General features: G+C 70.1%; 19 protein-coding genes. 7 read left to right on the top strand and 12 right to left on the bottom strand.

The window, feature by feature from the left end:
* Positions 1 to 26: 26 nt before the first annotated feature.
* Positions 27 to 560 carry an FHA domain-containing protein gene (locus QEG98_RS35070; RefSeq protein ID WP_316564408.1) on the bottom strand — a complete coding sequence of 178 codons (534 nt, stop codon included), beginning with the start codon at positions 558 to 560 and terminating at the stop codon, positions 27 to 29.
* A gap of 198 nt (positions 561 to 758) precedes the next feature.
* Here QEG98_RS35070 and QEG98_RS35065 point away from each other — a divergent pair, with 198 nt between their 5' ends.
* Together QEG98_RS35065 and QEG98_RS35060 are read left to right on the top strand one after the other, a co-directional pair.
* Complete coding sequence (locus tag QEG98_RS35065) at positions 759 to 1676, top strand: hypothetical protein (RefSeq protein WP_316564407.1); 918 nt, start codon at positions 759 to 761, stop codon at positions 1674 to 1676.
* Positions 1621 to 2802 carry a hypothetical protein gene (locus QEG98_RS35060; RefSeq protein ID WP_316564406.1) on the top strand — a complete coding sequence of 394 codons (1182 nt, stop codon included), beginning with the start codon at positions 1621 to 1623 and terminating at the stop codon, positions 2800 to 2802. Before QEG98_RS35065 ends, QEG98_RS35060 begins: the two co-directional genes overlap by 56 nt.
* A 66-nt stretch (positions 2803 to 2868) precedes the next feature.
* On the opposite strand, the gene QEG98_RS35055 is transcribed toward QEG98_RS35060, so the two are convergent.
* The 3 genes from QEG98_RS35055 to QEG98_RS35045 form a co-directional block, all read right to left on the bottom strand.
* Positions 2869 to 4512, bottom strand: coding sequence for a long-chain fatty acid--CoA ligase (locus QEG98_RS35055; protein ID WP_316564405.1), 1644 nt, complete (start codon positions 4510 to 4512; stop codon positions 2869 to 2871).
* 91 nt (positions 4513 to 4603) lie between these two features.
* A complete protein-coding gene (locus QEG98_RS35050) occupies positions 4604 to 5641 on the bottom strand; it encodes a 6-phosphofructokinase (RefSeq protein WP_011556305.1) in 1038 nt (345 codons plus the stop codon).
* Between the two features lie 80 nt (positions 5642 to 5721).
* Positions 5722 to 7149, bottom strand: coding sequence for an amidase (locus QEG98_RS35045; RefSeq protein WP_316564404.1), 1428 nt, complete (start codon positions 7147 to 7149; stop codon positions 5722 to 5724).
* A gap of 67 nt (positions 7150 to 7216) precedes the next feature.
* Between QEG98_RS35045 and QEG98_RS35040 the strand changes: the two genes are divergently transcribed.
* Complete coding sequence (locus tag QEG98_RS35040) at positions 7217 to 7945, top strand: glucosamine-6-phosphate deaminase (protein WP_316564403.1); 729 nt, start codon at positions 7217 to 7219, stop codon at positions 7943 to 7945.
* Positions 7946 to 7960: 15 nt separating this feature from the next.
* On the opposite strand, the gene QEG98_RS35035 is transcribed toward QEG98_RS35040, so the two are convergent.
* From QEG98_RS35035 to QEG98_RS35025, 3 genes are read right to left on the bottom strand one after another with little or no spacing between them, the layout of a single operon-like run.
* Positions 7961 to 8692, bottom strand: coding sequence for a lytic transglycosylase domain-containing protein (locus QEG98_RS35035; protein WP_090488589.1), 732 nt, complete (start codon positions 8690 to 8692; stop codon positions 7961 to 7963).
* Between the two features lie 10 nt (positions 8693 to 8702).
* A complete protein-coding gene (locus tag QEG98_RS35030) occupies positions 8703 to 8888 on the bottom strand; it encodes a hypothetical protein (protein ID WP_316564402.1) in 186 nt (61 codons plus the stop codon).
* The gene (locus tag QEG98_RS35025; protein ID WP_316564401.1) at positions 8885 to 9430 is read right to left on the bottom strand and encodes a TetR/AcrR family transcriptional regulator; all 546 of its coding nucleotides are present in this window, start codon (positions 9428 to 9430) and stop codon (positions 8885 to 8887) included. The genes QEG98_RS35030 and QEG98_RS35025 overlap by 4 nt, the downstream gene beginning before the upstream one ends.
* A 98-nt stretch (positions 9431 to 9528) precedes the next feature.
* Between QEG98_RS35025 and QEG98_RS35020 the strand changes: the two genes are divergently transcribed.
* Positions 9529 to 10089, top strand: a complete 561-nt coding sequence (locus tag QEG98_RS35020) for a sterol desaturase family protein (RefSeq protein WP_090488593.1) — start codon at positions 9529 to 9531, stop codon at positions 10087 to 10089.
* Between the two features lie 11 nt (positions 10090 to 10100).
* Here the strand turns inward: QEG98_RS35020 and QEG98_RS35015 are convergent, their stop codons facing one another.
* The 3 genes from QEG98_RS35015 to QEG98_RS35005 all read right to left on the bottom strand — a co-directional run bounded on the left by QEG98_RS35015 (position 10101) and on the right by QEG98_RS35005 (position 12638).
* Complete coding sequence (locus QEG98_RS35015) at positions 10101 to 10646, bottom strand: hypothetical protein (protein ID WP_090488595.1); 546 nt, start codon at positions 10644 to 10646, stop codon at positions 10101 to 10103.
* 18 nt (positions 10647 to 10664) lie between these two features.
* The gene (locus QEG98_RS35010) at positions 10665 to 11291 is read right to left on the bottom strand and encodes a hypothetical protein (RefSeq protein WP_316564400.1); all 627 of its coding nucleotides are present in this window, start codon (positions 11289 to 11291) and stop codon (positions 10665 to 10667) included.
* 141 nt (positions 11292 to 11432) lie between these two features.
* Positions 11433 to 12638, bottom strand: a complete 1206-nt coding sequence (locus tag QEG98_RS35005) for a M28 family metallopeptidase (RefSeq protein ID WP_410477886.1) — start codon at positions 12636 to 12638, stop codon at positions 11433 to 11435.
* Between the two features lie 672 nt (positions 12639 to 13310).
* Between QEG98_RS35005 and QEG98_RS35000 the strand changes: the two genes are divergently transcribed.
* The 3 genes from QEG98_RS35000 (at position 13311) to QEG98_RS34990 (ending at position 15471) form a co-directional block, all read left to right on the top strand.
* Positions 13311 to 13565, top strand: coding sequence for a hypothetical protein (locus QEG98_RS35000; protein WP_316564399.1), 255 nt, complete (start codon positions 13311 to 13313; stop codon positions 13563 to 13565).
* Between the two features lie 176 nt (positions 13566 to 13741).
* Positions 13742 to 14266, top strand: coding sequence for a hypothetical protein (locus QEG98_RS34995; RefSeq protein ID WP_316564398.1), 525 nt, complete (start codon positions 13742 to 13744; stop codon positions 14264 to 14266).
* Positions 14267 to 14379: 113 nt separating this feature from the next.
* On the top strand, positions 14380 to 15471 hold the full coding sequence (locus QEG98_RS34990; RefSeq protein WP_090488601.1) for a hypothetical protein: 1092 nt from the start codon (positions 14380 to 14382) through the stop codon (positions 15469 to 15471).
* 10 nt (positions 15472 to 15481) lie between these two features.
* Here the strand turns inward: QEG98_RS34990 and QEG98_RS34985 are convergent, their stop codons facing one another.
* Both QEG98_RS34985 and QEG98_RS34980 read right to left on the bottom strand, forming a co-directional pair.
* On the bottom strand, positions 15482 to 15970 hold the full coding sequence (locus tag QEG98_RS34985) for an STAS/SEC14 domain-containing protein (RefSeq protein WP_244171591.1): 489 nt from the start codon (positions 15968 to 15970) through the stop codon (positions 15482 to 15484).
* 100 nt (positions 15971 to 16070) lie between these two features.
* Positions 16071 to 16787, bottom strand: coding sequence for a hypothetical protein (locus QEG98_RS34980; protein WP_316564397.1), 717 nt, complete (start codon positions 16785 to 16787; stop codon positions 16071 to 16073).
* Between the last annotated feature and the right edge of the window lie 36 nt (positions 16788 to 16823).

Raw genomic sequence — 16823 nt, 5'->3', positions numbered from 1 at the left:
GACGGAATGTTCCGTCCCCGGGCCGCTCAGCCCCGGCTGGGACTGGCCATCCGCAGGTGGGCGTGGAGCGTCTCCGTGCGCAGGTAGAGGAACTGGGCATCGCCAAAGGCCAGGGCGTCGCCGTCGTTGAGCATCCGGTCCTGGTCCGGCCCCAGCGAGGAGGCGTTGACCCAGGTGCCATTCATGGAACCCAGGTCGCGCACCGAGCAGTCACCGGCCTGGGCGTGCCACCGCAGGGTCGCATGGTGCTTGGACACGGACGGGTCGGGTACCACCAGGGAGCAGCCTTCGATGCGTCCCACGGAGAACTCCTCTCCCTCCGCCTCCGGCCTGAGGAAGTGGACCTCCAGGGCATCGAACCCGCGCAGCATGACGAACAGCCGGTCCACGAGCCGTGTCCGGTGAGCCATGCCCACGGTGCGTGCCTCGCCGAGCCGCATGGCCACCTGTTGGAAGACGGGCTCGGGAGGTTGTTGGACCAGCACGACGCGGCCGGACGCTTCGAGGAAGGCCTCCAGGGTTGCCAGGGCGAACGGGCGCAGTTGCTTGACGGACGGCATGGTGCCCGCACCTTAGACCGCGTTGCGCGAAGTTGGCGCTGGACCGCGTCCATTCCCCACGGAGTGTCCACCGCCGGTCGGGAGCCGCGCCGTCCTTCCGCGCCATGACGCGCGCGACCTTTCTTGGGGGAAATGCGTCCGCTTTCATCGCGCCGGGGCAGTTGAACCCCTTCCGCGAAGCCCTCCAGGAGCGACGACATGATGATGCGGATGAAGCGGTATGGCGCTGGACTGTTGACGGCGTGGTTGCTGGCGGTGGCTCCCGCCTGCGGCGACTCGGATGAAGGCGCGCCACCGGACGCGGGATTGCCCGACGCGGGTGACAGTGGGGTTCCGGATGCGGGAGACAGCGGCACGCCCGATGCGGGTGAGGAGCTGCCTCCGCTGCTGGTGCCCGCGGGCTGCAACCCGCTGGCCTCCGAGCATGACTGCCTCCTGCCGTACCCCTCCGACTACTTCCTCGAGGAGGATGCGGCGCTGCCATCCGGCCACCGGGTGCGGCTCTCCGAGGCGGCGAAGTTGAAGGCACCGGACGGCGCCGCGTTCGACTTCACGGACCTCCACCCGGCGGACGGCTACTCCCATGGCACGCAGGTGCTCGCGCTCTTTCCGGACGGGGTGGATGACGCGCGCCTGCCGTCGGTGACGAGCCCCACCGCCGCGACGAATGGGAACACGGTGTTCCTCGACGCGGAGCGCGGCGAGGGCGTGCTCCACTTCGCGGAGCTGGACCCCAGGGCTCCGGATGACGCGCGCCGTGCCTTGCTGCTGCGGCCCGTGGTGCGGCTGCGCAACACGGCTCGCTACATCATCGCGTTGCGCGGGCTGACGGCGAAGGACGGCACGCCCGTGCCGGTGCCCGAGGGCTTCCGCCGCATCCGGGATGGCCAGACGGCGGGAGACCCGCTGCTTGCGCCCCTGGCCGCCGGTACGAAGCGGACATCTTCCCGGCGCTCGAGGCCGCGGGTGTTCCACGCGCGGAGCTCCAGCTCGCGTGGGACTTCACCACCGAGTCGCAAGAGGGCGTCACGCAGGACATGCTCCAGGTGCGCCGCCGGCGATGGAGGCGCTGGAGGCCACGCCCCCCGCCGTCACGGTGACGGACGTGCGAGATGACGTGGACGCCAACGTCGCCCGGCGCATCACCGGCACCTTGCGGGTCCCGCTCTTCCTGGAGAGCGACCAGCCCGGTGCGCTGCTCGCCCGTAACGAGGAAGGCCGTGTGCGGCGCAATGGCGACGCGGAGGTGCCTTTCACGCTCCAGATTCCTCGCAGCGTCTGGGGGCAGTCCGTGGCGCCGGTGCGCTTGCTCCAGTACGGCCACGGCTTCTTCGGCCGGCAGGCGGAGGCGGATGGTTCCTTCGTCCGGCCCTTCATCCAGGCCACGCGGATGGTGGTGCTGACGGTGGACTGGTGGGGCATGTCGCAGACGGACGCGCCGGGCGTGCTCCAGGCAATGGCGGGCAACCCTGGCCAGACGTTGCGCTTCACCGACCGCGTCCACCAGGGGATGGTGAATCAGCTCGCCGTGACGTACGCGGCCCGGACGACCCTGGCGGAGCTGGCCGAGCTGCAAGACGACGGCGTGCGCGTCTTTGACCCGGAGCAGACGTACTTCTACGGCATCAGCCAGGGCCACATCCTGGGCGGCACGTATGTCGCGCTGTCGCCGCACGTCTCACGGGCCGTGTTCAGCGTGGGCGGGGCGGATTTCTCGCTGATGATGTTCCGCGCCCGGCCCTTCGGCATGTTCCTGGATGCGATTGCCCAGACGGTGCCGGACGCGCTCGACCAGCAGAAGTTCGCGGCGCTGACGCAGACGTCCTTCGACCGCATCGACCCGCTCACCTATGCGCCGCACGTGCTCGGCGACCTGTTTCCCGGAGCGCCCGTGTCGCGCCGGGTGCTGGTGCAGTATGGCCTGGGGGATGCGCAGGTTCCCAACGTGGCCACCGAGCTGCATGCCCGCGCCATGGGATTGACGCAGCAACTGCCCGCCACCTGGCGCGTGCCCATGCTGCCCGCGGAAGAGGGAGCGGTGGAGGGTTCGGCGCTGGTGCAGTTCGACTTCGGGCTGCCGCCGCCGCTGCCCGGCACCGTGGCGGACCTGCCGGCCGCCGACAATGCCGTTCACGAAGGCGTACGCCGGGACGACGATGGACGGGAGCAGGTGGACCGGTTCCTGCGGCCAGACGGACAGGTGGAGGTCACCTGCGACGGCATCTGCTTGGGTGGCAACTAGCGCAGGGGCAGAAGTGACCTCCGCGCGTCAGAGGCGGACGCGTGGAGGTCACTGCCTCGTCGCGGTCTACGTCGCCGCGTCCGCCTTCGGATTCTTCAGCAGGTGGTCGCCGTAGTCCTCACGCAGCTTCGTCTTGAGGAACTTGCCGGTGGACGTCCGCGGCACCTGCGGGACGAAGACATAGTCATCCGGCAGCCACATCTTCGCGAACTGGCCCGCCAGGTGCGCGGTCAGCTCCTCCTTCGTGACCTGCTGCCCCTCCCTCAGTGCCACCGCGGCCAGCGGGCGCTCATCCCACTTCGGATGTTTCCCCGCGAAGACGGCCGCCTCCAGCACCGCCGGGTGCGCCATCAACGCGTTCTCCAGCGCCACGGAGGAGATCCACTCACCGCCCGACTTGATGACGTCCTTGCTGCGGTCGCAGATTCGCACGTAACCATGCGAGTCGATGGTCACCACGTCGCCCGTCTTGAACCAGCCGTCCTTCGTGAAGCGGTCCGCGCCCTCGTCGCTGAAGTAGGACGACGCGACCCAGGGCCCCCGGACCTCCAGTTCGCCCATCGTCTCCCCATCCCAGGGCAGCAGCGTGCCGTCGTCGCTGGTGACGCGCGTCTCCACGAACGGCAGCGCGAACCCTTGGGACGCCCGCGCCGAGGACTTCGTCTCTGGCGCCGCCTGCCGCAGCGGCCCCTTGACCTTCGCCATCGTTCCCACGGGGCTCATCTCCGTCATGCCCCACGCGTGGACCACTTCCAGTCCATGCCGCTGCTGGAAGCCCTCAATCAGCGACGGAGGCGCCGCCGAGCCACCAATCAGCATCGACCGCATGCTGCTCAGGTCCCACTTGTTCGGCGACTGGTCCAGCAGCGCCAGGATTCCAATCCAGATGGTGGGCACGCCGCCCGCCAGGGTGACCTTCTCCGCCGCCATCAAGTCCAGCAGGGAGGGCGGGTCCAGGTGCGGCCCGGGAAGCACCAGCTTCGCGCCGGTGAGGACGGCGTCGAAGGCCAGCCCCCATGCGGCGGCGTGGAACATGGGCACCACCGGCATCACCGCGTCCGCCTCGCGCATGCCCGTCACGTCTGTCATGCAACACGCCAGGGCGTGCAGCACGGTGGAGCGGTGGCTGTAGAGCACGCCCTTCGGATTGCCCGTGGTGCCCGACGTGTAGCAGAGCATTGACGCGGAGTTCTCATCGAGCTGGGGAAAGTCGAAGTCCGGGGACTCGGCCGCCAGCAGTGCTTCGTAGTCGAGCGTCCCCTCCGGCGCGGGGCCCGCGTCCGGCACCACGATGACGTGGCGGATGCTGGGCACCGCGTCCTTGAACTTCTCGAACAGCGGCAGCAGCGAGCGGTCCACCACCACCACGGAGTCTTCCGCGTGCCGCGCGATGTAGCCCAGGTCATTGGGGTGCAGGCGCAGGTTGAGCGTGTGCACCACCGCGCCCATGCACGGCACGCCGTAATACACCTCCAGGTGCCGGTAGTGATTCCAGCTCAGCGTGGCCACCCGGTCCCCCGCCTTCACGCCCAGCCGCGTCAGCGCGTTGGCCAACTGGCACGTGCGCGCGTAGAAGTCCGCGTACGTGTAGCGGTGCAGCGACTTGTCCGGGTTGCGGCTGACGATTTCCGAGCGTGGGTAGAACGTCCGTGCACGCTCCATCAAGTGGCTCAGCGTGAGCGGGAAATCCATCATGCGGCCTGGCAGCATCGGCACCCTTCCTTGTGACGGCGTGAGGAGGTGCCGATGCTAACGGAGCGCGGACCCGTGCTTCATCCGCGCTCCGCGATGCTGCGTCGCGTCAGCCGAAGAAGACCTGGGCGACTTCGAAGAACTCCTGCGGGACGCGCTTGAGCTCGCGGGTGGCGTCCGCCAGGTCCACGCTGATGATGTCGTTGCCTCGCAGCGCGGCCATCTTCCCGAACTCGCCGCGGGCCACCATGTCGCAGGCGTGGACGCCGTAGCGGGTGGCGAGCACGCGGTCATGCGCGGTGGGGGCGCCGCCGCGCTGGATGTGGCCCAGCACGGACACGCGCGTCTCGAAGCCGGTGCGCCGCTCGATTTCGTGCGCCAGGATGGTGCCCACGCCACCGAGCCGCGGCCTGCCTGCCTCGTCCAGCGCGCCGCTGGTGACGAGCTGCTCCTGCTGGTCCGCGGACAGCTTGATGCGCGTGCCCTCCGCCACCACGACGATGGAGAAGGTGCGCCCGCCCGCGTGGCGGCGCTGGATGTGCTCGGCCACCTTCGCCAGGTCGGCGGGAATCTCCGGCACCAGGATGACGTCCGCGCCGCCAGCGATGCCTGCGTAGGTGGCAATCCAGCCCACGTGACGGCCCATCACCTCGCAGACGATGACGCGCTTGTGCGACTCCGCGGTGGAGTGCAGCCGGTCAATGGCCTCGGTGGCGATGGCGACGGCCGTGTCGAAGCCGAAGGTGAAGTCCGTGGCGTTGATGTCGTTGTCGATGGTCTTCGGCACACCGACGATGCGCAGCCCTTCCTGCGACATGCGCGTGGCGGCCGACAGCGTGCCTTCACCACCAATGGCGATGACGGCGTGGATGCCGTTGCGTTCGATGGCGCGCTTGACGCGCTCCAGCCCGTTTTCGACCTTGAACGGGTTGACGCGCGAGGTGCCGAGGATGGTGCCGCCCCGGTGGAGGATTCCGGACGTGGTTTCACGCGTGAGGCGGAAGTGGTTGTCCTCCAACAACCCTTTCCAACCATCTCGGAGGCCCATCATCTCGAAGCCGTGGGCGTTGGCGCGGCGGACGACGGCGCGGATGACGGCGTTCAGGCCGGGGCAGTCGCCCCCGCCGGTGAGCACGGCGACTTTCATGGAGAAACGTTCTATCGCGCCCGGCGCCAGACGCGATGTCCAAGTTCGCCCGAGCGCTCACCCGGGGACCTTCCAACCCTCTATCCGAACACCGCTGGACGACGCTGGGCCCAGGGGCGGGCAGCCTCCAACTGGGCGGCGAGCCGGAACAGGGTGGCCTCATCTCCAAAGCGCCCCATGAACTGAACGCCCACGGGCAGGCCGTCCGGGCTCCAGTGGAGCGGCATGCTCATGGCGGGCAGCCCCGTGGTGTTGGCCATCGGGCAGAGGGAGGCGAAGGCGCCCGCGCGGAGCAGCGGGGCCAGGGGCTCGCCCGGTGGCGAGGAGAACGTGCCCAGTGGCGGCGCGAGCTCGTTGAGGGTGGGCATCAGCCAGACGTCCACGTCGTCGAAGTGATGGAGCGCGGCGTGGCTGTGACGCTGCAATTCCGCGCTGGCGCGCAGATAGGCGGACAGGCCCTGGTCCAGGCCATATTGGTAGAGGGCCCAGGTGAAGGGCTCGAAGTGCGAAGCCTCCGGACTGCGTCCCAGGCGCTCGGCCATCGCGTCGATGCTGAAGACGACGCCCGCGGTCCACATGGTGATGAAGTGCTGGCCCACCGCGTCATCACCGGGCACCTCCAGGCTGCCCTCGTCCACGTGGTGGCCCAGGTCCTCCAGCAGCCGGGCCGCGGAGTGGATGGCGGCCAGGCACTCCGGGTGGATGGCGGCGCCCATGGGGTTTCGTACGGCCACGCGGATGCGCAGGTGGCCCGGGGGCGTGTTGACCTCCTGGGTATAGGGCCGCGCCTTGGCGGGGGCCTGGTAGGGCGTCCCCGCGTCCGCGCCGCAGGTGACGTCGAGCAGCGCCGCGCTGTCTCGCACGGAGCGGGTGAGGGCGTGTTCGGTGACGAGCCAGTGGACGGCGTCCGCGATGTCGGCGCCCATGGGGTTGCGGCCCCGGGTGGGCTTGAGGCCGAAGAGGCCACATGCGGCGGCGGGGATGCGGATGGAGCCGCCGCTGTCCGTCGCGTGGGCGAAGGGCACCATGCCGCTGGCCACCGCCGCCGCCGCGCCGCCGCTGGACCCGCCCGGAGAGCGCGAGGTGTCCCAGGGGTTGCGGCAGGGCCCGTGCAGCTCGCCCTCCGTGGTGGGGAGCAGCCCCATCTCCGGCGTGTTCGACTTGCCCAGCACCACCAGGCCGCTGCGCCGGTGGCGCTTCACCAGCTCGCTGTCCTGGTCTGGAACGTAGTCCTTCCCGAAGCGCGAGCCGTGAGTGAGCGGGTGACCCTCCTGGGCCGTGAGCAGGTCCTGGAGCAGGAAGGGGACGCCGGTGAAGGGGCCCGGAGGCAGCGTTCCCCGGGCACGCTCGCGCGCCTGGTCGAACTGCGTCTGGACGACCGCGTTGAGCGTCGGGTTGAGGCGCTCGATGCGGGCAATGGCCGCATCCACGAGCTCGAGCGGCGTGGCCTCCCGGCGCCGGACGAGCTCCGCCTGTGCCGTCGCGTCGAGACTGACAAAGGGGTCCATGTCCCTGACTCTGTCATGATTCACGCGGCCTGGAAGTGCACCCGGTGCATGCCTATGTTTCGGACCCATGCGCATCCGCGTCTTCGATTCCGAGCGGGAGGCCGCCGCCACGTGCGCCCAGCGAATCGCCCGAGCGGTGACGGCACGCCCCTCCCTGGTGCTGGGGCTCCCCACGGGGCGCACGCCGCTCAATGTGTACCGGGAGCTGGTGGAATTGTTCACACGCGGCGGTATGGATTGGACCCAGGTCCGCACCTTCAACCTGGATGAGTTTCTGGGTGTGTCGGCGGACGACGCGGGCAGCTTCCGCGCCTACATGGAGCGGCACCTCTTCCAGCACGTCAACCTGTCGCCCGCGCACATCCAGTTCCTGGATGGCGCGGTGGAGGACGCGGAGGCGGAGTGCGCGCGCTACGAGGCCCGGCTGGCCGAAGCGGGGGGACTGGACCTGGTGTTGCTGGGGCTCGGTACGAACGGGCACCTGGCCTTCAACGAGCCGGCGGACGGACTGCGCGCGCGGTGTCACCGGACGCGGCTGAGCCGCCAGACGCGCGAGGCCAACCTCATGCTCTTCGGGGATGACCCATCGCGCGTGCCGATGGAGGCGCTCACGCTGGGCATGGCCAGCATCCTCCAGGCACGGCAGGCGCTGCTGCTGGCTTTCGGCGAGGCCAAGGCGGAGGCGGTGCGCGGCATGGTGGAGGGCCCCGTGTCCCCCCGGTGTCCCGCCTCCTTCCTCCAGCTCCACCCGGACGTCGAGGTGTGGCTGGACCCGGCGGCGGCCCGCGCGCTGTAGGCTGCTGCGCCCGCCTCAGCTCCGGCCATTCTCCGCGGGCGCAGCGGGCTTCTTCGGCTCCTTCGCCGCGGACGCCGGTGCCTTTGAGCGTGCCGGAGCCACCGGCTTCGGCTTCGCCACGGGCTTCACCGCGGGCGGCGCCTTCCGCGGCGGAGGCGGGCGCGTCAGCTCCCACGCCGCGAGCACCTTGGGCACGTAGAACTCCGTCTCGCCATTGCGCGGCACGCGGCCATTCACGGCGCCTGGGCCCGCGTTGTACGCGGCCACCGCGAGCCGCACGTCACCGAAGCGCCGAAGCTGCTGGGCCAGATAGCGCGCGCTGCCATCAATCGCCGGCTCCGGGTCGAACGGGTCCTTCACGCCCAGCATGGCCGCGGTGCCGGGCATCAGCTGCCCGGGCCCCATGGCCCCCGCCGGGGAGATGCGGTGCACGCGCGTCTCCGACTCCACCTGCACCAGCGCGCGCAGCAGCCCCGCGGGAAGGCGGTGCCGGCGCTCGGCCGCGTCGATGACGGGCTCCAGGGGCGCGTGTCCCTCCACCAGGCACGACGGCCGGTGCGCCAGATACGCGCGCAGCGCACCCGCCTTGGCCTCCAGGAACGAGAAGGACAGCGGCGACACGAAGCTGTTGCCGAACCAGGCCACCGCGACGTTGAGCAGCACCACCGGCGCGAGCACACACGGCAACCACCACGCCCACCCGGGCACCGTCATCCCCGCACGCCGTGCCGCCCGCTTGCGTCCCACCCCTCCACCCTTAGGGGCGCTTGGGGCCTCCGTCCAACTTCCGGCGCCCAGGGCGGACCTCCGGGGGCAGGCGCAGCCCGTCCAGCACCAGCGTGGTGAGCGCGTCCGGCAGCTCCAGCGGGTTGCCGATGTCCTCCTCGCTCAGCACCGCCAGCAGCAGCCGCTCCACGGCGCCCACCACCGCCAGTCCGCTCACCGCCGGACGGATGGGGCGCAGCAGCCCGCTGGTGTGCGCCTTCTGCGTGATGTCCACCGCGTGACGCGCCACCTGCCGCGCCAGCTCCGCCACCTTCGTCCGCGCCCCCACGGCGGGCCCCGGGACTCCTGGAGGTACAGCCGCACCACACCCGGGTACTGGAGGAGGGCGCTGGCAATCACCGCCGCCACCGCGCGGTACGCGTCGAACATGGCCTCCACGTTGCGCGCCTCCGCCAGGGAGTGGCCGCACGTCTCCAGCCCGGCCAGCAGCTCGCGGCGCACCGGCTCCAGCAGGCCGTCCACCAGCGCCGCCTTGTCGTCGAAGTACCGGTAGAACGTCCCCTTGGCCACCCCGGCCGCCTGGGTGATGTCGTCGATGGTGACGCCATCCAGGCCGCGCGCCAGGAACAGCTTCAGCGCGGCGTCCTCCAGTGCCTGCGCTCGCTCTCGGCGGTGGGCCTCGCGGCGGCCTCCGGGCCGTGCGGGCGGCTTGCCCGTCTCCTGGGCGCCATCCGCCCGCGTGCCATCCCGGCTCGCCATTGCCGTGCGCTCCAGTCCATTGCGCGGTAGAAAAAGAGTGACCAAATAGTCATTCATGGGAAGCGAAGCGCCGGCCGGGCGCTTCGCCGGAGGCGACGATGATCGGCATCCCCCTGGGCTGGGTTTACTCCAATTTCGGTGAATGGGTCCTTCACAGGTCCGTCCTGCACGGCCTGGGGAAGAACCGGAAGAGCTTCTGGAGCTTCCACTGGCACGAGCACCACCAGAAGTCGCGGCGCCACGACATGGTGGATGACCAGTACATGCGCTCGCTGTGGAGCTGGTCGGCGCAGACCAAGGAGCTGATGGGGCTGGCGGTGCTGGCGCTGGCCCACGCGCCGTTGTTGCCGGTGGCGCCCTTCTTCGTGGGGACGGTGTGGGCCTGCGCGGCGAACTACTACTTCGTCCACCGGCGCGCGCACCTGGACCCGAAGTGGGCGCGTGAGCACCTGCCGTGGCACTACGACCACCACATGGGCAAGGACCAGAACGCGAACTGGTGCGTGACGCACCCGTTCTTCGACCTGGTCATGGGCACGCGGCGCGAGTTCCTCAACGTGCAACCTCCCGCGTCCAAGCAGCCCGCGCCCGTCGAACAGCCCGTGCCCGCGCCCGTGGAGGCCCGGAAGCGCGCGGCGGCGGCTTCCGGGCTCCGGTAACGGCGGGCGGCCTAGAACACCAGGTCGAAGTAGTTGGCGTGCGCCTTCACGCCCGCGCAGGCGCGCAGCGAGGCGGTCCAGTCCTCGGAAGGCAGCGTGCCCCGGGCGTCGAAGATGAACTCCAGCTCGGGCTGCCGGGCCAGGTCCATCAGGTCCACCGGGCCGGTGCTGGTGAGCTGGAGGGTGCGCGTGGGCGCGGTGCTGGTGCGCGTGTACTCACCGATGACGTGGGTGTCGTTGGAGCCCGGCAGGCGCACGGAGACGTTGGCGCGCTCCACGCCGCTCAGGTCCGTGTCGGCCGTCACCTCGAAGAGGCGCAGCCGGAGCTCGGTTTCGATGTCCGTGTCCTCGGGCAGCGGGTCGGAGAAGTCGCCCAGCGGGAAGGTGATGCTCCGCTCCACGTTGACGGTGAGCGGCAGCGCCGCGGGGAAGGACAGGTCACGCTCCGTCTTGCAGATCTCCTCGGCCTCGGCCTCGATGAAGAAGAGGGACTCACAGCCGGTGGCGAGCATCGCGATGCTGGAGAGGAGCAGGATGCGGAAGGAAGTCGTTCGCATGGTTGAAAAGCTCCTGGCTCAGAAGAAGTAGAGGATGAAGCCCAGCTTCACGGAGGGCATGGTGGCGCGCACGGAGAGGTTCCTCGCGGTGACGTCCGGGTCATCCGTGGCGTCCTGGAGCAGGGCGCTCGCGTCGTCCACGCCCAGGTCCACGTAGCTGAGGCCCAGGTGCAGGAAGAAGTTGAAGCGGCTGGCCGCGCCCACCTCCAGGCCCACGCTGCCGGTGACGTAGTTGTACGTCACGTCGCGAATGGCCGCGCTGGCCCGGCTCGGCGTCGCGCCCAGCCAGTCCACCACGTCGTTGTAGTCCGAGCCGAAGTAGTGCCCCGCCTCCACGTTGAAGGACGGCGCCACGAAGGTCCGCATCGGCAGGATGCTCAATCCGCCGCGCAAGCCGAAGCTGAGCGTGTTGGTGGTGGGGCCCGCTTGCAAGCGCAGCCACGGCAGCGGCCGCAGCACCGCGGACAGGCCCACGCCGTGCGGCGCGCCCGCGTCCAGCATGAGGCCGAAGCGGTGAGGGGTATCCGACCCGTCGGCCAGGGCCGGCGTCGCGGCCCCCAGGCCCAGGGCGCACGTGAGCGCCGCGCCGTGCCGTCCCAGCAGGAATGTCCTTTGTCGTCTCGTCGAGGATGTCGCCATCGTCATGTCGTGTTCCAGCGTCTTCCGGCCCGGTGGCCATCATTCGCGCGACCGGGCGGAAAAAGAAGCGACGTCAGGAAAAATGACGGCGGGAAGAGGCCGCTTCGGCGCTGGTATCCGACATTGGCGGTCAGGGCCGCCGGTATTTCAGGGCTCTGTCGTCCGATTGGCGGCGAGCCCGATGACGTTGACCATCAAATCCTTGATGCGGCGCGGCTTCTCTCCGCCGTTGTCGCGGAGGATGAGGTCGATGTCGTCGTCGGCCCGGTGGTACTCGGGGATGAGGTCTCCGCCGCCGTTGGGATTGGACAGGCCCTCGAACATGAAGAGGACGTCCTCGCCCTTGCGCCCGAAGGACGCACCGTCCTGCCGGTCGCGGAACACGTTGATGTCCCGGTTGATGCGGTCGAACGGGTCATCGAGCTTCGCGTTCGCCTGGTCCAGCACTTCCCGGAAGTAGTTGGGCTGTCCGCGCGAGTTGGTGTCCACCACCGACAGGCGCTGGTCATCCCAGCGGCCCACCATGTCCACGTTGATGACGCCGGCAATCTCCTCCATGCCGAGCCCCGGAATCGGGTGGTCCACGAAGTACTGCGAGCCCACCAGGCCCTTCTCCTCGGCGCCCGTCCACAGCAAGAGCACGGAGCGGTCCAGCTCGCCGCGCCTGGCCGCCTCCGCCAGCTCCGGCACCGCCGCCATCAGCACCGCGCTGCCGGAGGCGTTGTCGTCCGCGCCGTTGAGGACGTTGCCGCGCCGGTCCACGCCGTCGTGGTCCAGGTGGGCCATCACCACGATGACCTCATCCTTGTTCGGCCCCGAGCCCGGCAGCAGCGCCATGGTGTTCACCGCCTGTCCGGACGCGGAGGCCAGCTGGCGCAGCTCCTCCACGCTTCGCTGCGCCCCGCGCGGCGGCGCCAGGGGCAGGCCGCGCGCGTTCATCGACTTCTCGTACTGCTGGTTGAGCAGCGCGAGCGTCTCCTTGGGCATGTTGTCGTCGAGGTAGAAGCCGCCCTCGAACAGCGCGTGTCCGTAGGTGCTCGGCGTGTGGGCGTGCTCGCCCGACTCGCCGCGCACCCCGGGCCGGCCCGCGAACGAGTACACGTCGAAGCGCTGCTCGAAGGCGTTGTCCGGGTTGTTCGTGTTGGGGCCGACGAGGCCGTACTTCTGCACGTGCTGCTGCACGTACAGCGACGCGGCATCCAGACCGGCTGACGGGCTGTCGCGGCCCTGGAGCTCGTCCGAGGACAGGTACGCGATGTGCGTCATCGGGTCCGAGTCCACCGCGACGCTGTCCACCTCCGGCTCCGGCGCGGGGGCCGGCTCCACCGGCGCGGTGGGCGGCGGCGTGGGCACGGTGCACACGAGCGGCCGGGGCGCGCGGGCCGATGACTCGAAGCGGTCCGCGTTCCAACCAGGAGGCGCGCTGGCGGGCTTCGCCGGGGACTCGGAGGCCCGGGGTCCTTCGCCACGGCGGCGCGCGGCGGAAGTGAGGGGAGAGGACGCGGGCTGTCGCTGACTTTCGTGGCCATGGTGGAGGAGTCCCGGTGCGCGTGGGGGGAGCGCGTCTTGGAATTATCCGTCCCAGCCGTCCGAGAGTTGTGTGACTTCTTTTTCCCTGCGATTGCCGGGGGTTGTTGAAGGCCGGACGTCGCTCCGCCCCGCCGGTCAATACCTGCACCTGGAAGCCGGTGACACGTTGCAAGTCCGGAAAGCACCGGGCTGCGAGTGGCCCGGGTCGACCGGCCCAGGACGGGGGGTCCGGATGATCGACGAAGTCGATCAACGTTTGAAGGCGTGGGTGGGCCGCATTGCCGGTGATGTCCCGGTGTTCCTGGGCGTGCCGGACCGCGAATCGCTCGAGCGAGGCGTCTGCCTGTACCTGCTGGAGCTGGGGCCCGCGCCTCCGGCCCGAGGCGGGGGCGGGGGCGCGCGTCGCTGCAGATTTCGGTCTGCTACCTCATCACCGCGGGGGCGGAGTCCCCGGAGCGAGCGCACCGGCTGCTGGGTGAGCTCGTCTTCGCGGCCATGGAGGAGGCGGACTTCGAGGTGGAGCTCACGCCGGTGCCCACCACGGTGTGGGCCGGGCTGAGGACCGCGCCGCGTCCCTGCTTCCGCCTGCGCGTCCCGGTGCGGCGGGAGCGCGCGATGCCCGTCATCCACCGGGTGCTCTTTCCCGCCACGCTCCAGGCCACGCCGACGCCCGCGGAGGCGCTGCTGGGCTGTGTCGTCGGCCCGGGGACGTGCCGATTCCGGGCGCGCTCGTCGAGCTGCCCACGTTGAAGCTCACCACGCGCACGGATGCCAAGGGCTGCTTCCGTTTTCCCAGCGTGCCCCCGTGGCCACGCTGGGCCGGCTGGAAGTGCGCGCCAGGGGTGAGCTGCTTGAGCTGGGCTCGGAGGTGCTTGCCGCCGAGCCCCAGCCGCTGCTCATCCGCCTGCCGTTGAAGGAGGAGTGACATGCCGCAAAGCCACCCGCCGTCTGTCACCTCCGAGGAGACGCCACGCGGCGCCGAGCGCGTTCCCGCGTCACCGGGTGCCACCGCGCCGAACCCTGCTCACGGGACGCTGGAGACGTCCTGGATTGATGAATGGGGCATGGCGCCCGAGGCGTCCTTCCCCGATGCGTGGAGCGCGCGGCTGAAGGCGTCCGTCGCCGGTGCGCCCGATGCGTGGAGCGTGGGCCCCGTGGCTTCCATTTCCGGTGTCTCCGATGCGTGGGGCGCGGGGTTGGAGGAGACTGTCTCTGTCGCGCTCGACGCGTGGGACGCAGGGCGGGTGTCGATTGTCCCTGCTGCGCTTGCCGCGCGGAGCCCGGGGCCGGAGACGGCAGCGCCTGATGCGTGGGGCGTGGGGCCCGAGTTGCTCGCGGTGTATGCGCTGAGCCCGGCGGCGCGGGGCCTTCGAGCGGCCACGTCGGAGGCCTGGGAACGGAGCGAGCCTCCCCCCGTGGCCACCGCAGGGACGCCACGACGAGGCGAATGATGGAACGGACAGCCTTCCGCGACAGGCCGGGCGATGGGGGAACCGCCGGGCTTGAGGCGGGCGCGCTGGCCTGACTCGCTCAATGCCGCACGGTCCTCCAAGAGAGCAGGTCGATGTCTCGCGTCTTCGATGTCTCCGCAGTCACGGACACCCTTCGTCTGTCCCCCAGCGGGACGGGGGAGGCCGTCTTCCACGTCATCAACGCCTCGCGTGCACCCGTGCGCGCGCGCCTCTCGGTGGTGCCTGAAGCAGGTGCCCGGCGGGAGTGGCTCTTCATCGACGGCGAGACCCAGCGCGACTTTCCTCCGACGGGCGCGCAGCGAATCCTCATCCGGCTCCGCGTGCCAGCGGGGACACCACCGGGCCACTTCACCTTCCACCTGCGAGTGGAGGACTGCGACAGCCCCGACGCGCGGTTCGCGCAGGGGCCCGCCGTCACCGTGGAGGTGGTCTCCTCGCCGCCCGCCGCCAGGGCGTTCCCCATGAACTGGGCTGTCATGGCGGTGGGGACGTTCATCCTGCTGGGGACGGTGGCCTCCCTGCTCGCCGCGGGCAGGGCGCGGCAGCCCAGCCCCGGGGCCCCCTGTCCGGATGGGCATTGTGGCAGGGGGCTGACGTGCGCGAAGCAGTTCGATGGGGGCGTGTGCCTGGCCTCGCAAGGCCAGCCCTGTGAGGCCGGCTCCCAGTGCATCACCGGCTACTGTGAGCCCGGCGTGGGGTGCACGGTGCCGCTGGGAAAGGACTGCGCCTCCCCGGAGGACTGCCCGGGCGCGCTGACGTGCGCCGACGTGCTGGGCTCGTCCGTCTGTCTCCTCGAGCCGGGAGAGGACTGCGAGCACGACCGCGACTGCGCCAGCTTCTTCTGCAACGCGGAGCGCAAATGCAACCGGGATGACGGGCGCTGTGACAGCAACGCCGAATGTCATTCGCCCACGCAGTGTGGCGCGACGAAGCTGTGCCAGCTCCCAGATGGACAGCCGTGCATGCGGCACGAGGCCTGCCTCTCCGGCTACTGCTCGGAGACCTGCCAGATATCGCCGGAGTCCTTCCAGTGCGAGTCACCGTGCCCCGCGTACACCGCCTGTGTGTCGGGAAGCTGCACCCCCGTGGATGGAAAGCTCCTCAACCAGAACATGCTGCTGACGGCGCCCCGGATCCTCAAGGGCATCCGGGAGCTGCGCATCCAGCAGGGCACCCAGCCGTAGCCGGTGCGTGTCACTGCAGTTCCGGCCGCACCGTCTTGCCGATGTCCACCAGCCGCCGCACCTGTTCTTCGCTCAAGCCCAGGTGCCGCGCGGCGCCCGGGACGTCCCCCGGAATGAAGGCGCGCATGGCCCGGGGACTGAACCAGTTGAAGAGCGTCACGACGCCGCGGACCAGTGGGGACTCGGTGAACACCGCCGTGGGCGGAATGACGTAGTCCTTGGGCACCTGGTTGAGCGCCTGCTGCCGCTGGGTGGCATTGGGCCCGGGCCCTTCGGCCAGGACGAGCTGCCCGGTGGCCGTGTCCTGGTGACGCGCGATGAGCTCGCAGTAGCGCGCCCAGTCGTCGGGGGCCGGTGGCTGCGCGTTGTGCGCCACCACCAGCACCGTGCCGACATATGCCAGCCCCAACGTTCGGCTCCGCACCACATCCTGGATGTCGGGCGCGTCGAGCTGGACGGGAGCTGTCATCGCCGCGTCTCTCCGTTGGATTGCGAGCATGCCGGAGTGTTCCTCCGCATGACTCCATGTGCAACCTGTATTCCTTGGAATACTTGTCGCTCAGCGTCCGAGGTGAGAGCGCGGGAGGAGCGGCTTGGGGCTACCGGGCAGGGACGCGGAGGACCAGGCCCGGCGGAGGCAGGGTCCAGGCAGAGGTGGTGTCTCCCCAGGCCGCGATGGTGCCGTTGTGCCGGAGCGCCAGGCTCTTGTTGAAGGCCTGGCCCGCGACGGCGGCGACATCCGTCAATCCCGCGGGGAGCGTCGTCTGGCCATAGGCGCCGTTCCCCCAGGCGATGACGGTGCCGTTGGACCGGAGCGCCATGTAGTGGTGTTCGCCTGCCGCGACCTCCACGACGTCGCTGAGGTCCGGGGTGAGCGCGAGGTCGTAGTACGCCGCGCCAAATCCCCAGACGGCCGCGGTCCCGTCCGCCCGCAGCGCCAGTGCGCTGCTGCTCGTGTTGGCGATGGCCACTGCGTCGTCCAGGTCCGCCGGGACGGCGAGGAGGTCGAACACGTCCTGCCCCCAGACGGTGAGGGTGCCATCCGCCTTGAGCGCCATGCCGTGGTACGCCCCCGCGGACACCGCGACCACGTCCTGAAGCCCTTCAGGGACATGCGTCTGCGGGTCGGTTTCCGCGCCGATGGCCACGACCGTCCCATCCCGCTTGAGCGCGAGGACCAGGACTCCGTTCGCGCTGATGTCCACGACGTCCGACAGGCCCGCGGGCACCGGGACGGGGTCGGGGCCTCCCCACTTGACGACGGTTCCATCCGCCTGCAGGGCCACGGCGAAGGACATCCCCGCGCCCACGCTCACGACATCGGAAAGCCCCGCTGGCGTCGGAGTGACATC

The organism is Myxococcus sp. MxC21-1, assembly GCF_032612255.1.
Taxonomy (GTDB): domain Bacteria; phylum Myxococcota; class Myxococcia; order Myxococcales; family Myxococcaceae; genus Myxococcus; species Myxococcus virescens.
Note: the sequence above shows the minus strand (reverse complement) of the source record. Positions and strands in the feature narration are given on the sequence as shown.

What these genes read in the sequence shown, in the direction of transcription:
- QEG98_RS35025 (WP_316564401.1), bottom strand. Translation starts at nt 9,430, where the DNA reads ATGGCGAGCCGGGATGGCACGCGGGCGGATGGCGCCCAGGAGACGGGC.
- QEG98_RS35055 (WP_316564405.1), bottom strand. Translation starts at nt 4,512, where the DNA reads ATGCTGCCAGGCCGCATGATGGATTTCCCGCTCACGCTGAGCCACTTG.
- QEG98_RS35050 (WP_011556305.1), bottom strand. Translation starts at nt 5,641, where the DNA reads ATGAAAGTCGCCGTGCTCACCGGCGGGGGCGACTGCCCCGGCCTGAAC.
- QEG98_RS34985 (WP_244171591.1), bottom strand. Translation starts at nt 15,970, where the DNA reads ATGCTCGCAATCCAACGGAGAGACGCGGCGATGACAGCTCCCGTCCAG.
- QEG98_RS35040 (WP_316564403.1), top strand. Translation starts at nt 7,217, where the DNA reads ATGCGCATCCGCGTCTTCGATTCCGAGCGGGAGGCCGCCGCCACGTGC.
- QEG98_RS35010 (WP_316564400.1), bottom strand. Translation starts at nt 11,291, where the DNA reads ATGACGATGGCGACATCCTCGACGAGACGACAAAGGACATTCCTGCTG.
- QEG98_RS35015 (WP_090488595.1), bottom strand. Translation starts at nt 10,646, where the DNA reads ATGCGAACGACTTCCTTCCGCATCCTGCTCCTCTCCAGCATCGCGATG.
- QEG98_RS35065 (WP_316564407.1), top strand. Translation starts at nt 759, where the DNA reads ATGATGATGCGGATGAAGCGGTATGGCGCTGGACTGTTGACGGCGTGG.
- QEG98_RS34990 (WP_090488601.1), top strand. Translation starts at nt 14,380, where the DNA reads ATGTCTCGCGTCTTCGATGTCTCCGCAGTCACGGACACCCTTCGTCTG.
- QEG98_RS34995 (WP_316564398.1), top strand. Translation starts at nt 13,742, where the DNA reads ATGCCGCAAAGCCACCCGCCGTCTGTCACCTCCGAGGAGACGCCACGC.
- QEG98_RS35000 (WP_316564399.1), top strand. Translation starts at nt 13,311, where the DNA reads ATGGAGGAGGCGGACTTCGAGGTGGAGCTCACGCCGGTGCCCACCACG.
- QEG98_RS35045 (WP_316564404.1), bottom strand. Translation starts at nt 7,149, where the DNA reads ATGGACCCCTTTGTCAGTCTCGACGCGACGGCACAGGCGGAGCTCGTC.
- QEG98_RS35070 (WP_316564408.1), bottom strand. Translation starts at nt 560, where the DNA reads ATGCCGTCCGTCAAGCAACTGCGCCCGTTCGCCCTGGCAACCCTGGAG.
- QEG98_RS35020 (WP_090488593.1), top strand. Translation starts at nt 9,529, where the DNA reads ATGATCGGCATCCCCCTGGGCTGGGTTTACTCCAATTTCGGTGAATGG.
- QEG98_RS35060 (WP_316564406.1), top strand. Translation starts at nt 1,621, where the DNA reads ATGGAGGCGCTGGAGGCCACGCCCCCCGCCGTCACGGTGACGGACGTG.